Annotated in this window: 12 protein-coding genes and 2 tRNA genes; all 14 read right to left on the bottom strand. The window is 59.1% G+C overall.

Annotated elements, in window-relative coordinates:
- Window positions 1-124: 124 nt before the first annotated feature.
- Window positions 125-2,230 carry a polyribonucleotide nucleotidyltransferase gene (gene pnp / locus LQ215_RS13550; protein ID WP_003197725.1) on the bottom strand — a complete coding sequence of 702 codons (2,106 nt, stop codon included), beginning with the start codon at window positions 2,228-2,230 and terminating at the stop codon, window positions 125-127.
- Window positions 2,231-2,424: 194 nt separating this feature from the next.
- On the bottom strand, window positions 2,425-2,694 hold the full coding sequence (rpsO, locus tag LQ215_RS13545) for a 30S ribosomal protein S15 (protein WP_003197723.1): 270 nt from the start codon (window positions 2,692-2,694) through the stop codon (window positions 2,425-2,427).
- A gap of 143 nt (window positions 2,695-2,837) precedes the next feature.
- A complete protein-coding gene (truB, locus tag LQ215_RS13540) occupies window positions 2,838-3,755 on the bottom strand; it encodes a tRNA pseudouridine(55) synthase TruB (protein ID WP_014336577.1) in 918 nt (305 codons plus the stop codon).
- Window positions 3,756-3,758: 3 nt separating this feature from the next.
- Window positions 3,759-4,160: a 30S ribosome-binding factor RbfA gene (rbfA, locus tag LQ215_RS13535; protein WP_181287552.1), complete on the bottom strand. Its 402-nt coding sequence runs from the start codon at window positions 4,158-4,160 to the stop codon at window positions 3,759-3,761.
- 159 nt (window positions 4,161-4,319) lie between these two features.
- On the bottom strand, window positions 4,320-6,839 hold the full coding sequence (infB, locus tag LQ215_RS13530) for a translation initiation factor IF-2 (protein ID WP_230150455.1): 2,520 nt from the start codon (window positions 6,837-6,839) through the stop codon (window positions 4,320-4,322).
- Window positions 6,840-6,866: 27 nt separating this feature from the next.
- Window positions 6,867-8,348 carry a transcription termination factor NusA gene (nusA, locus tag LQ215_RS13525; RefSeq protein ID WP_003177868.1) on the bottom strand — a complete coding sequence of 494 codons (1,482 nt, stop codon included), beginning with the start codon at window positions 8,346-8,348 and terminating at the stop codon, window positions 6,867-6,869.
- A gap of 59 nt (window positions 8,349-8,407) precedes the next feature.
- The gene (gene rimP / locus LQ215_RS13520; protein WP_013692254.1) at window positions 8,408-8,866 is read right to left on the bottom strand and encodes a ribosome maturation factor RimP; all 459 of its coding nucleotides are present in this window, start codon (window positions 8,864-8,866) and stop codon (window positions 8,408-8,410) included.
- Between the two features lie 140 nt (window positions 8,867-9,006).
- Window positions 9,007-9,083, bottom strand: a tRNA-Met gene (locus tag LQ215_RS13515).
- Between the two features lie 97 nt (window positions 9,084-9,180).
- Window positions 9,181-9,266: transfer RNA gene (locus LQ215_RS13510), tRNA-Leu, on the bottom strand.
- Between the two features lie 21 nt (window positions 9,267-9,287).
- On the bottom strand, window positions 9,288-9,671 hold the full coding sequence (gene secG / locus LQ215_RS13505; RefSeq protein ID WP_003197714.1) for a preprotein translocase subunit SecG: 384 nt from the start codon (window positions 9,669-9,671) through the stop codon (window positions 9,288-9,290).
- A 4-nt stretch (window positions 9,672-9,675) separates the two neighbouring features.
- Complete coding sequence (gene tpiA / locus LQ215_RS13500) at window positions 9,676-10,431, bottom strand: triose-phosphate isomerase (protein ID WP_018612860.1); 756 nt, start codon at window positions 10,429-10,431, stop codon at window positions 9,676-9,678.
- A gap of 66 nt (window positions 10,432-10,497) precedes the next feature.
- Entirely contained in the window at window positions 10,498-11,835 is a 1,338-nt protein-coding gene (gene glmM, locus LQ215_RS13495; RefSeq protein ID WP_230150454.1) for a phosphoglucosamine mutase, read from the bottom strand.
- 16 nt (window positions 11,836-11,851) lie between these two features.
- A complete protein-coding gene (gene folP, locus LQ215_RS13490; protein ID WP_230150452.1) occupies window positions 11,852-12,703 on the bottom strand; it encodes a dihydropteroate synthase in 852 nt (283 codons plus the stop codon).
- A gap of 8 nt (window positions 12,704-12,711) precedes the next feature.
- Entirely contained in the window at window positions 12,712-14,622 is a 1,911-nt protein-coding gene (ftsH, locus tag LQ215_RS13485) for an ATP-dependent zinc metalloprotease FtsH (RefSeq protein WP_013692252.1), read from the bottom strand.
- Between the last annotated feature and the right edge of the window lie 42 nt (window positions 14,623-14,664).

Raw genomic sequence — 14,664 nt, 5'->3', positions numbered from 1 at the left:
GTGGCTAAACCTAGCATCGTCCCCTGTGGCCAGGCAACCCGCGAGACAGGGATTTTCACCACACAGCAAAACGCCCCGAACCAGTCGGGGCGTTTGCTTGTTCAGCGGTCAGGCGAAGGGGTGATTAAACGCCCGATGCCTTGGCAGCTGCGACGTCCTTGATGGACAGCTTGATACGGCCGCGGTTGTCCACGTCCAGTACCAGCACTTCCACTTCCTGGCCTTCCTTGAGGATGTCGGTCACTTTCTCGACGCGAGCATCGCTCAGCATGGAGATGTGAACCAGACCGTCCTTGCCCGGCAGGATGTTGACGAACGCGCCGAAGTCGACGATGCGCTCAACCTTGCCGACGTAGATCTTGCCGATCTCGGCTTCTGCGGTGATACCCAGGACGCGCTGGCGTGCTGCTTCTGCCGCTTCCTTGGTTTCGCCGAAGATCTTGATCGAACCGTCGTCTTCGATGTCGATCGAAGCCTTGGTTTCTTCGCAGATCGCACGGATGGTCGCGCCACCTTTACCGATGACATCACGGATTTTGTCGGTGTCGATTTTCATCGCGATCATGGTCGGAGCGTTTTCCGACAGTTCGGTACGGGACTGACCGATGATCTGGTTCATCTGACCGAGGATGTTCAGGCGCGCTTCCAGGGCCTGGCCCAGGGCGATTTCCATGATCTCTTCGGTGATGCCCTTGATCTTGATGTCCATCTGCAGTGCGGTGACGCCTTTGGCGGTACCGGCCACTTTGAAGTCCATGTCGCCCAGGTGGTCTTCGTCACCCAGGATGTCGGTCAGGACGGCGAACTTCTCGCCCTCCTTGACCAGACCCATGGCGATACCGGCAACTGGCGCCTTCATCGGCACACCGGCGTCCATCAGGGCCAGGGAAGCGCCGCAGACCGAAGCCATCGAGCTCGAACCGTTGGACTCGGTGATTTCCGATACCACGCGGATGGTGTACGGGAACACGTCAGCGGCAGGCAGCATGGCCTGGACCGAACGACGGGCCAGACGGCCGTGACCGATTTCGCGGCGACCGGCGCCACCCATGCGACCACACTCGCCCACCGAGAACGGAGGGAAGTTGTAGTGCAGCATGAACGGGTCTTTCTTTTCGCCTTCCAGGGTGTCCAGCAGCTGCGCGTCACGGGCGGTGCCCAGTGTTGCAACGACCAGCGCCTGGGTTTCGCCACGGGTGAACAGTGCCGAACCGTGGGTCTTTGGCAGAACGCCGACTTCGATGTTCAGCGGACGTACGGTACGGGTGTCGCGACCGTCGATACGCGGCTTGCCGTTGACGATGTTTTCGCGAACGGTGCGGTATTCGATTTCACCGAAAGCGGCTTTGACGTCGCTGGCCGATGGCTGGCCTTCTTCGCCGGACAGCTTGGCAACAACCTGGTCCTTCAGCTCGCCCAGGCGTGCATAACGGTCGGCCTTGACGGTGATGGTGTAGGCCTGGGAGATCGCTTCGCCGAACTCGGCACGGATCGCGCCCAGCAGCTCGGTGGCTTCGGCTTGCGGAGCCCAGGTCCAGGTTGGCTTGGCGGCTTCGGCGGCCAGTTCCTTGACGGCGTTGATCACCACCTGGAACTCGTCGTGGGCGAACAGCACGGCGCCCAGCATCTGGTCTTCGGTCAGTTCCTTGGCTTCGGATTCAACCATCAGCACGGCTTCAGAGGTACCGGCCACGACCATGTCCAGGCTCGAGGCTTTCAGTTGCTCGTAGGTTGGGTTCAGCAGGTAGCCGGTGCTTTCGTGGAACGCGACGCGGGCAGCGCCGATCGGGCCATCGAAAGGAATGCCGGAGATCGCCAGGGCAGCCGAGGTACCGATCATCGCAGCGATGTCCGGATCGGTTTTCTTGCTGGTGGACACGACGGTGCAGACAACCTGCACTTCGTTCATGAAGCCTTCTGGGAACAGTGGACGGATCGGACGGTCGATCAGTCGGGAAGTCAGGGTTTCTTTCTCGGAAGGACGGCCTTCGCGCTTGAAGAAACCGCCAGGGATCTTACCGGCAGCGTAAGTCTTTTCCTGGTAGTGAACAGACAGAGGGAAGAAGCCCTTGCCTGGATCGGCTTGCTTGGCACCGACAACGGTCACCAATACGCTGACGTCGTCGTCAACGGTGACCAGCACTGCGCCGGAGGCCTGACGGGCGATGCGGCCAGTCTCGAGGGTAACGGTCGACTGACCGAATTGGAATTTTTTGATTACCGGGTTCACGGTGTCCTACCTTCTTTGTGGCTCTTGGGGAACTTGTCTTCTTGCGAAATTCTTGGGCAGTGACGGGAATCGGCCCGACGTCTGTCCAGGGTAAAACGTGTATCCAGATAAAACTTGAGGCTGGGAGCCTGCCATGCGCCAGCGGGAAACCCACTGACGTACGACAGACCACCAACCTCTAGCGCAATCGCTGATTAGCGACGCAGACCCAGGCGAGCGATCAGAGCGCTGTAACGGCTCACGTCCTTGCCTTTCAGGTAGTCCAGCAGCTTACGACGCTGGTTTACCATGCGGATCAGACCACGACGGGAGTGGTGATCTTTACCGTTGGCCTTGAAGTGACCTTGCAGTTTGTTGATGTTGTGGGTCAGCAGTGCAACTTGCACTTCTGGCGAACCAGTGTCACCAACAGCTTGCTGGTAGTCAGCTACGATTTGAGCTTTTTCTTGAACGTCGAGAGCCATGAGGCAATCCTTTTAGTCAGGAAACTGTTTCAAGGAAACAGCTTCAACAGGCCAGGGACAAATCCCTGTATCTATAAATGAGTAGTGACCGTGCCTGTTAACAGCCACACTCGCCAGCCTGCTGTTACACAGGCTGGTTCCGGTCATTCCGACCGAATCAGTCGACGCGGCGCAATACGCCCGTCTTCGCTCACTTCACCGATACCGATGAAGCGACCATTGTGATCCTGTACCCGGACCATGCCGAATTTCGGCGCATCCGGGGCGCGTACCGGCTGGCCGTTGAGCCAGTAGAACGCGCTGTGTTCCGAGAACTGCAACAGCGGCCAATCCAGCAACCCGCTGTCCGATGGCATCAGGAAACGATCGACCGCTTCGTTGCCGCCTTCGGCATGTACCGCTTCAAGCTCTTCCAGCGTGACCGTCTGGGCCAACGTGAAAGGCCCGGCCTGGGTCCGTCGCAATTCTGCCACGTACGCGCCACAGCCGAGCTGTTCACCGATATCCTCCACCAGGGTGCGGATATAGGTGCCTTTGCTGCAGTCCACTGCCAGCCGCGCAGTATTACCGTCAAAGGCCAGCAATTCCAAGCGCGCAATAGTAACAGAACGCGGTTCACGCTCCACTACTTCGCCTGCACGGGCCAGTTTATACAACGGCTGGCCATCACGCTTCAGAGCCGAGTACATCGGCGGTATCTGGCTGATTTGCCCGCGAAATTTCGGCAACACCGCTTCGATATCCGCCTGACCAACGGTCACCGGGCGTTCCAGCAAGACCTCACCTTCGGCATCCGCCGTGGTGGTGGTCTTGCCCAGTTGCGCCAGGGTCTCATAGCCCTTGTCGGAATCGAGCAGGTACTGGGAAAACTTGGTCGCCTCGCCAAAGCACAACGGCAACACGCCGGTGGCCAGCGGATCGAGGCTACCGGTATGCCCGGCCTTTTCAGCATTGAGCAGCCAGCGAACCTTCTGCAACGCCGCGTTGGAGGTGAACCCCAGCGGCTTGTCGAGCAGGATGATACCGCTGACGTTACGACGGATACGTTTGACCTGAGCCACCGATTACTCCTTGGTGTCTTCGGGTTCAGCCGCAGCCGGGTGCTGGCTGTCTTCAGCCACGGCGCGTTCGATCAGGGCCGACAGATGCGCACCCCGCACGACGCTTTCGTCGTAGTGGAAGTGCAACTGTGGGACGCTGCGCAGCTTCATCTCGCGGGCCAGCTGCATACGCAGGAAGCCGGCGGCCGAGTTGAGCACCTTGATGCTCTGGGCAATTTCTTCGGCGCTGTCCTGGCCCATCACGGTGATGAAAATCTTGGCATGACCGACGTCACGGCTGACTTCCACTGCGGTAATGGTGACCAGGCCGACGCGCGGGTCTTTGACTTCGCGACGGATCAGCTGGGCCAGCTCACGCTGCATCTGATCGCCGATTCGTTGGGTACGGCTGTATTCTTTTGCCATGTCTTGTTACCTGTTACTGCCCCACGGTGAAACCCGCAAGGTCTGAAAGCGGCAAACGCCCGGCCTGGCAAAAGCCAGACCGGGCGTTGCGTTTAGAGTCCGCCAACCAGGTAGCGCATGTTGATGCGGCTACCCGGCTCGGCTCTTGAAGTGCGCGAGTTAGAGGCTGCGAGCAACCTGGACCTTCTCGAAGACTTCGATCTTGTCGCCGACCTTGACGTCGTTGTAGCTCTTGACGCCAATACCGCATTCCATACCGGCACGTACTTCGGAAGCGTCATCCTTGAAGCGGCGCAGGGATTCCAGCTCGCCTTCGAAGATCACGATGTCTTCACGCAGTACACGGATCGGACGGTTACGGTGGACAACACCCTCGATCACCATGCAACCGGCAATGGCACCAAACTTCGGCGAACGGAACACGTCGCGAACTTCGGCCACACCCAGGATGTTCTCCCGGACGTCACTGCCCAGCATACCGGTCAATGCTTTCTTGACGTCTTCGATAATGTCGTAGATCACGTTGTAGTAACGCATATCCAGGCCTTCCTGCTCGACGATCTTGCGAGCGCCGGCATCGGCACGCACGTTGAAGCCGAACAGTACAGCGTTGGAGGCCAGTGCCAGGTTGGCGTCGGATTCGGTGATACCACCGACACCGCCACCGACCACACGCACTTGCACTTCGTCGTTACCCAGGCCGTTCAAGGCGCCGTTCAACGCTTCCAGCGAACCACGGACGTCGGATTTGAGGACGATGTTGAGCGTCTTCTTCTCTTCCTGACCCATGTTCTCGAAGATGTTTTCCAGCTTGCCAGCGTGAGCACGAGCCAGTTTGACTTCACGGAACTTGCCTTGACGGAACAGAGCCACTTCACGGGCTTTCTTCTCGTCAGCCACAACGCTCATCTCGTCGCCAGCGTCCGGGGTGCCGTCCAGGCCGAGGATCTCGACCGGGATAGCCGGACCAGCTTCCTTGATGGACTTGCCGTTCTCGTCGAGCATGGCGCGCACGCGGCCGTAGTTCGAGCCGACCAGCACCATGTCGCCTTGGCGCAGGGTACCGTCTTGAACCAGGACGGTCGCAACCGGGCCACGGCCCTTGTCGAGGCGCGATTCAACAACCACACCACGGCCAGGAGCCGAAGGCGTAGCGGTCAATTCCAGGACCTCGGCTTGCAACAGAACGGCTTCGAGCAGTTCGTCAACGCCGGTACCCATCTTCGCCGAGACCGGTACGAATGGAGTGTCGCCACCCCACTCTTCGGAAGTCACGCCGTGAACCGACAGTTCGCTACGGATGCGATCGAGATCGGCGCCCGGCTTGTCGATCTTGTTCACCGCAACCACCAGCGGCACGCCAGCTGCCTTGGCATGCTGAACGGCTTCGATGGTTTGCGGCATCACGCCGTCGTCCGCTGCAACCACCAGGATCACGATGTCGGTCGCCTTGGCACCACGGGCACGCATTGCGGTAAACGCGGCGTGACCCGGGGTGTCGAGGAACGTCACCATGCCGCGGTCGGTTTCAACGTGGTAGGCGCCGATGTGCTGGGTAATACCGCCAGCCTCACCTGCCGCAACCTTCGCACGACGAATATAGTCGAGCAGGGACGTTTTACCGTGGTCGACGTGGCCCATTACGGTCACGACCGGTGCACGGGAAACCGCCTCACCTTCAAACTTCAGGGACTCGGCCAGGGAATCTTCCAGGGCGGTGTCGCTGACCAGGGTCACTTTGTGGCCCAGCTCTTCAGCAACCAGTTGGGCAGTTTCCTGGTCCAGTACCTGGTTGATGGTGGCTGGCGTACCCAGCTTGAACATGAACTTGATGATTTCAGCAGCCTTGACCGACATCTGCTGGGCCAGATCGCCCACAGTGATGGTCTCGCCGATCTTCACTTCACGCACGACAGGGCCGGTAGGGCTCTGGAAACCGTGGGCGTTGCGTTTCTTCAGCTTGGCCTTGCCGCGACCGCCACGACGGAAGCCATCGCTTTCTTCGTCGGTGGTACGTGGCGCAACGCGTGGCGCTGGTGCCTTTTCCTTGACCGAAGCACGATGAGGTGCGTTCTTGCGCTCGCCATCGCCACTGCCACGACGGTTGTCGTCGGCACGTGGTTTGTCCGGACGACGCTGTTCGTCGCGCTTGCGGGTATCGGCTGGAGCAGGCGCCGCAGCCACGACTGGAGCGGCTTCGCGCACAGGTTCGGCTACCGGGGCAACAGCCTCGACGGCTTCTGCCGGAGCGGCTTGCGCAGCAGCAGGCTGGCGACGCGCTTCTTCTTCGGCGCGACGCTTGGCTTCTTCTTCAGCCTTCTGACGAGCAGCATTTTCTACTGCGCGACGTTCTTCCAGTTCGCGTTTGCGCTCGGCTTCGATTTCTTCCGGGCTGCGCTGTACGAAGACTTTCTTCTTGCGTACTTCAACGCTGATGCTTTTGCTACCGGCAACACGCAGGGTGCTGGTGGTTTTACGCTGCAGAGTGATCTTGCGCGGTTCTTCCACTTTCGCCTTGTGACTGCTCTTCAGGTGAGTCAGCAGGGACTGCTTCTCACTGTCGGTCACATGTTCCTCGGCGGCGGTGTGCGGCAGACCTGCCTCACGCATCTGCTGCAACAGGCGCTCTACCGGTGTTTTGACCTCATCGGCCAGTTGTTTCACCGTGACTTGCGTCATGCACTTCTCTCCTCAGGCCGCGCCTAATTACTCGAACCAGTGGGCTCGGGCGGCCATGATCAACTTGCCGGCACGATCATCGTCAATGCCGTCGATGTCGAGCAGATCGTCAATAGACTGCTCGGCCAGGTCTTCGCGGGTAATTACGCCGCGCACCGCCAGTTCCATCGCCAAATCCTTGTCCATGCCCTCAAGCGAGAGCAGGTCTTCGGCCGGATGGGCGTCTGCCAGCTTTTCCTCAGTAGCGATGGCTTTGGTCAACAAACGATCCTTGGCCCGAGCGCGAAGCTCGTTGACGATCTCCTCGTCAAAGCCGTCGATGTTGAGCATTTCCTCCACCGGTACGTAGGCAATCTCTTCCAGGCTGGTAAAGCCTTCATCCACCAGCACCTGTGCCAGCTCTTCATCGACTTCAAGCTCTTCGATGAAGTTGCGCAGGATGTCGCCGGTTTCAGCTTGCTGTTTAGCCTGGATGTCCGATTCGGTCATCACGTTCAGGGTCCAGCCAGTCAATTGGCTGGCCAGACGCACGTTCTGACCACCGCGACCGATGGCCTGAGCCAGATTGTCTGCGCCAACGGCGATGTCCATGGCGTGGGCATCTTCGTCGACGATAATTGCCGCCACTTCAGCAGGCGACATGGCATTGATCACGAACTGAGCAGGGTTGTCGTCCCACAGGACGATGTCCACACGCTCGCCGCCCAACTCGCCGGATACGGCCTGGACACGCGAACCACGCATGCCGATGCAGGCACCTTGCGGGTCGATGCGCTTGTCCTTGGAGCGGACCGCGATCTTGGCACGCGAACCCGGATCACGGGAGGCGGCCATTACTTCGATCAGGCCTTCAGCAATTTCCGGCACTTCGATGCGGAACAACTCGATCAGCATTTCCGGCGCGGTACGCGACAGGATCAGCTGCGGGCCGCGGTTCTCGGTGCGGATTTCCTTGAGCAGCGCACGCAAACGCACGCCGACCCGGAAAGTTTCGCGAGAGATGATGTCTTCGCGAGCCAGCAACGCTTCGGCGTTGTTGCCCAGGTCGACGATCACGTTGTCCCGGGTCACTTTTTTCACGGTGCCGGAGATGATTTCCCCCAGGCGCTCGCGATAAGCGTCGACGACTTGCGCGCGCTCGGCTTCGCGAACTTTCTGCACAATAACCTGCTTGGCAGTCTGTGCAGCGATGCGACCGAACTCAATGGATTCGATTTTTTCTTCTACTACATCACCGACCTTGGCGCCCGGGTGCGTTTCTGCAACCTTGCTCGGCCAGGTTTCGATAGCCGGATCATCCAGGTCGGCTTCCTCGACGACCGTCCAGCGACGGAAAGTCTCGTAGGCACCGGTGTGGCGATTGATTTCCACACGCAAATCAACTTCGTCTTCAAACCGCTTCTTGGTAGCAGTGGCCAGAGCCAGCTCCAGCGCTTCAAAAATAACGTTAGCCGGTACGCCCTTTTCATTGGATACCGACTCAACAACCAGCAGTACTTCTTTGCTCATCGTACGCCTCGCCTTTCGCAAGCCATTGGATCCGCGGGATCCGCAGTATCTGGCACGTATCAGTCAAAACTGGGAATAATGTTGGCCTTGTCGATCATATCGATCGGCAACAGGAACTCATGGTCATCTACCTGCACCACGACGTCCTGCTCTTCTACACCGCGCAGAAGGCCTTGGAAGTTGCGTCGACCTTCGAAAGGCGAGCGCAGCTTGATCTTCACTTGTTCACCGGCAAACGAAGCAAACTGTTCAAGGGTGAACAGAGGGCGTTCCATGCCAGGCGAGGAAACTTCAAGGGTGTATTCGGAGGTGATTGGATCTTCGACATCCAGTACACCGCTGATCTGACGGCTGACGATGGCGCAATCATCCACCAACACGCCGCCTTCCTTATCGATATAAACGCGCAACAGTGAGTGGCGACCTTGAGCCGAGAACTCAATACCCCAGCATTCATAGCCAAGGGCCACGACCACCGGGGCCAACAAGGCCTGCAACTGTTCTAGCTTGCTCGACACCTGAACCCCCTCGTGCATGTTTGTGCATGCTGTGCAAATAAAAAAAAATGGGCGAATCGCCCATCCCTGAAACGCCGTCGAACAGCGGCGTTATAAAGTGTCCAGCTAACAAAAAGCCCCTTGGAAGGGGCCCCTGAAACTGGTTGCGGGAGCCGGATTTGAACCGACGACCTTCGGGTTATGAGCCCGACGAGCTACCAGACTGCTCCATCCCGCGACAAAGCTGGGGCGGAAGTATACGACCGATCCCTTACAGGGTCAATGTAACCCTTCCACCTACAAGAAAGCCCGCAATCGCGGGCTCTCCTGATAATTGGTACCGAGAAGGGGACTCGAACCCCTACACCCTATGGGCACAACCACCTCAAGGTTGCGTGTCTACCAATTCCACCACCTCGGCAATACAGCGTTTGAAACCTTCTTACTTCTGCTCTTGAGCTGGAGGTACGTCAGTCGCCGGGTTGGCCGACTTTTGCTCTTGAAGCACCGGGACATCATCAGAAGCCGGTTGTTGCTTTGGCGCTTCCAGTACCGCTGGGTTTGGCAAACCTACTTGAGTCAGCTCATGAGCTTTCTCTTTAGCAAAGTAACCTAACCCTAAGCTGGTCATGAAGAAACCGGCGGCAAGTATAGCAGTAAATTTACTAAGAAAGGTAGAGGAACCTTGGCTTCCGAACACAGTATTTGAAGCACCTGCACCGAAAGACGCACCAGCATCCGCACCTTTACCCTGCTGCAGCAATACGAGAGCAACTACGCCCAGTGCACCCAGCAGATGAAAAACGACTACGACTGTTTCCAGCATTTTTTCAGTTTCCCGCGGCGCGACAAATCGCACCGAACTCATCTGCATTCAGGGACGCTCCACCAATGAGCCCCCCATCGATATCCGGCATGCCGAACAGTTCGACCGCATTGGCCGCCTTCACGCTGCCGCCGTATAGAAGCCGCACACCTCGTGCCACTTCAGAATTCTCTGCCGCCAACTGTGCGCGGATGGCTGCGTGCACATCCTGCGCCTGTTGCGGCGAAGCAGTCAGTCCGGTGCCAATGGCCCAGACCGGCTCGTAAGCAATGACTGCCTTTGCAAAAGCACCGACACCCAGGTCTTCGATGATGCTGCCCAGCTGACGCCCGACAACTTCAAGGGTCTTGCCGGCCTCACGTTGCTCAAGGGTTTCCCCTACGCACAACACCGGAATCAGACCGCAGGCCTGGGCCGCAGCAAACTTGCGGATCAGGGTCTTGTCCTGCTCGCCCATGATCTGGCGGCGCTCGGAGTGCCCGACCAAAACCAGGGAGCAACCTGCATCCACCAACTGACTCGGCGCAATCTCGCCGGTCAGCGCACCTTGCATGGATTCCACCGCAGAATTCTGCGCACCGACCGAAATCGATTTGCCTTTCAAGCCATCAACCACTTGGTTGATATACAGGCAAGGCGGGAATACCGCGACATCAACACCGCTTGGCAAGGCCAGATGACGAAGGCCATTGATCAGCTCAGCGACGCTGGCGCGGGTACCGTGCATCTTCCAGTTACCAGCTACCATAGGGCGACGCATGCTGTACCTCGTCGGTCAAAGTGGGCGCAGATGTTACCCAACCGTTCCATGGCTGGCAAGCCGAATTCAGGCAGAAACTTCAGTAACCAGTTTTGCCAGCTCTTCGGCATAACCGCGAACTTGCGCTTCATCCTCTCCTTCAACCATGACGCGCACCAAAGGCTCGGTGCCGGACTTGCGCAACAACACGCGCCCACGCCCCGCCATCGCTTGCGTCACACGCTCACTGGCCTGCTTGACCTGTGCATGTTCGAGAGGATTTACACCGCCACCAAAACGCACATTGATCAACACTTGCGGGCATTTACGCAACGCCTGGCGCGACTGTGCAAGCCCTTCGTTACGCGCCTTGAGCGCCATCAACACTTGCAGGGCCGCGATGATCGCATCCCCGGTGGTGGTATGGTCAAAGCACACGATGTGGCCGGAGTTCTCACCCCCGATCACCCAGTTGCGCTCCAGCAGTTCCGAGATCACGTAGCGGTCACCCACATTGGCCCGCACGAACGGGATATCCAGGTCCGCCAGGGCCAGTTCAAGCCCGAGGTTGCTCATCAACGTACCGACCACGCCGCCCTGCAGCTTGCCGCGCCCATGCAGGTCACGAGCGATAATGAACAGCAACTCGTCACCGTCGACAACCGTGCCGGTGTGATCGACCATCAGGACCCGATCACCGTCGCCATCGAAGGCGATGCCGAGATCCGCCTGCTCAGCCAGCACCGCAGCCTGCAACGCCTCGGTATGGGTGGAGCCACAGTTATGGTTGATGTTCAGGCCATTAGGCTGGGCGGAAAGCACTACCACCTCGGCACCCAGCTCGCGAAATACGCTCGGCGCAACTTTATAGGTTGCCCCATGGGCGCAATCGACGACGATTTTCAGGCCGGAAAAACTGGTACCGGTCGGCACACTGCCTTTGCAGAACTCGATGTAGCGACCCGACGCATCGTTGATCCGCGACACTTTGCCGATCTTGCTCGACTCAACCACAGTCATCGGCGTGTCCAGCAGCTCTTCGATCATCAGCTCGATATCATCCGGGAGCTTGGTACCCTGGCCGGAGAAGAACTTGATGCCGTTGTCATCATGAGGGTTATGCGAAGCACTGATCACGATGCCTGCCTGGGCCTGGAACGTACGCGTCAGGTAGGCAATGGCTGGCGTCGGCATCGGGCCCAGCAGCATCACATCGGCGCCCGCCGATGTCAGGCCGGCTTCGAGTGCCGATTCGAACATGTAGCCGGAAATTCGCGTGTCCTTGCCGACCAGCACCTTGCAAGCGCCCATTTTGCGGAACGCCATGCCGGCCGCCCAACCGAGCTTGAGCATGAAATCAGGGGTAATAGGGTATTCGCCGACCCGACCACGAATACCGTCGGTGCCAAAGTATTTCTTGCTCATAAGTGCTCCGTCATTCTTATTCGGCTGAATCCACAGCTGCGATCATCCGCACGACATCCATCGTTTCGGCTACATCGTGCACGCGCAATATGCGTGCACCTTTGGTAAGGGCCAAGGCCGCAAGGGCGAGACCGCCATACAGGCGCTCACCCACCGGGCGGCCCAGGGCATTGCCTATCATGCTCTTTCGCGAAACCCCAACCAACAGGGGCCGACCCAAGGCATGCAAGGCTTCCATATGCTTGAACAGGCTCAGGTTGTGAGCCAGGGTCTTGGCAAAGCCGAACCCGGGGTCAAGAATGATCCGCTCGGCGGGAATGCCCGCGGCGGCACACTGGTCCAGGCGCCCTACCAGGAATTCACCCACCTCCCTGGTCACATCATCATAGCGCGGGTCATCCTGCATGGTCCCCGGCTCGCCGAGCATATGCATCAGGCACACCGGCAGCCCGGTGGCCGCCGCAGCGTCCAGGGCACCATCGCGCTGCAAGGACCGAACATCATTGATCAGGCCCGCCCCCAGTCGCGCAGTCTCACGCATGACCGCAGGCGTGGACGTATCAACCGAGATAATGACATCAAGTTCGCGATGGATACGCTCGACAATCGGCGCCACTCGCTCCAGTTCTTCGGTAGGCGAGACCGCACGTGCGCCTGGCCGGGTCGATTCGCCCCCCACATCGATCAGCGTTGCGCCCGCGGCCACCATGGCCTCGGCATGCCGCAGCGCAGCATCGAGCTGGCTGAATCGACCACCATCGGAAAAGGAATCAGGCGTGACATTGAGAATGCCCATGACATGCGCATGGGCCAAATCAAGAACCCGGTTGCCGCAAGGCAACCGGGTCGAGGACTGAACAGAAGTCATTTCAAGCCTTAGACATCAGCGGCCGGACCGCCAATCGGTGTTTCCGGGCGCTCACCCTGTACAGCCGGAGGTGTCCCGGAGGTGCCCGTACCACCCGACCAGTCACGAGGCTCGCGCGGCACGCGACCCGCCATGATGTCGTCGATCTGCTCGGCATCGATGGTTTCGTACTTCATCAGGGCATCGGCCATGGCATCGAGCTTGTCACGGTTGTCCGTGAGAATCTGCCGGGCTGTGCCGTAGCACTGGTCGATGATGCTGCGCACTTCGGAATCGATCAGCTTGGCCGTTTCGCCGGAGAAGCTTGCATGCTGGCCACCGCCGCCACGACCGAGGAATACTTCGCCCTCTTCTTCGGCATACATCAGTGGCCCCAGCTTCTCGGACAGGCCCCACTTGGTGACCATATTCCGGGCGATCTGACTGGCCCGCATGATGTCGTTGGACGCGCCAGTGGTCACACCGTCGAAGCCCAGCGTCATCTCTTCAGCGATACGGCCGCCGTACAACGAACAGATCTGGCTGATCAATGCACGCTTGGACAGACTGTAGCGATCCTCTTCCGGCAGGAACATGGTCACGCCCAGGGCCCGACCGCGCGGAATGATCGAGACCTTGTAGACCGGATCATGCTCGGGCACGACACGACCGACGATCGCGTGACCCGCCTCGTGATACGCAGTGTTCTGCTTTTCTTTCTCCGACATGACCATGGATTTGCGCTCTGCGCCCATCATGATCTTGTCCTTGGCCAGCTCGAATTCCTTCATTTCCACGACGCGCTTGCCGGTACGAGCAGCGAACAGCGACGCTTCGTTGACCAGGTTCGCAAGGTCGGCACCGGAAAAGCCCGGCGTACCACGCGCGATGACTGCCGGGGCGACGTCGTCACCCATTGGCACCTTGCGCATATGAACCTTGAGGATCTGCTCACGGCCGCGGATATCCGGCAGCCCTACCACGACCTGGCGGTCGAAACGACCTGGACGCAACAGCGCGGGGTCGAGCACGTCGGGACGGTTGGTGGCGGCGATCACGATGATGCCGTCGTTCATTTCGAAACCGTCCATCTCGACCAGCAACTGGTTGAGGGTCTGTTCACGCTCGTCGTGACCGCCACCCATGCCGGCGCCACGATGGCGACCGACGGCGTCGATTTCGTCGATGAAGATGATGCATGGCGCGTGTTTCTTGGCCTGCTCGAACATGTCGCGAACACGACTGGCGCCCACGCCGACGAACATCTCGACGAAGTCGGAACCGGAAATCGTGAAGAACGGCACCTTGGCTTCACCGGCAATCGCCTTGGCCAGCAAGGTTTTACCGGTACCTGGCGGGCCTACCATCAATACACCGCGCGGGATACGGCCGCCCAGGCGCTGGAACTTGCCCGGATCACGCAGGAACTCGACCAGCTCGCCCACTTCTTCCTTGGCTTCGTCGCAACCCGCGACGTCGGCCAGGGTGGTTTTCACCTGGTCTTCGGAAAGCAGCCGGGCCTTGCTCTTGCCAAAGCTCATCGGCCCGCCCTTGCCTCCACCGCCCCCCTGCATCTGGCGCATGAAGAACATGAACACGGCGATGATCACCAGGATCGGGAAGCTGGCGACCAGGAGCTGGGTCCAGATGCTTTGCTGCTCAGGCTGCTTGCCCTCGACCACGACATGGTTGTCCACCAGGTCGCCGATCAGGCCATTGTCCTGGATTGCCGGACGAATGGTCTTGAAACTGTCGCCATCGGTGCGCTTACCGGTAATCACATAGCCATCAACGGCTACGCGCTCGACCTTGCCATCCTTGACCTGCTGGATGAAGTCGGAATAGTTGAGGGTCTGCGGCTCATTAGGGCTGGAGAAGTTGTTCATCACGGTCACAAGGACAGCGGCGATGATCAACCACAGGATCAGATTCTTTGCCATATCGTTCAATTAACTACCCTCTGAAGCAAGCTCCGCTACTGG

The sequence above is a fragment of the Pseudomonas brassicacearum genome (assembly GCF_918698105.1).
GTDB classification, from domain to species: Bacteria; Pseudomonadota; Gammaproteobacteria; order Pseudomonadales; family Pseudomonadaceae; genus Aquipseudomonas; species Aquipseudomonas brassicacearum_F.
Note: the sequence above shows the minus strand (reverse complement) of the source record. Positions and strands in the feature narration are given on the sequence as shown.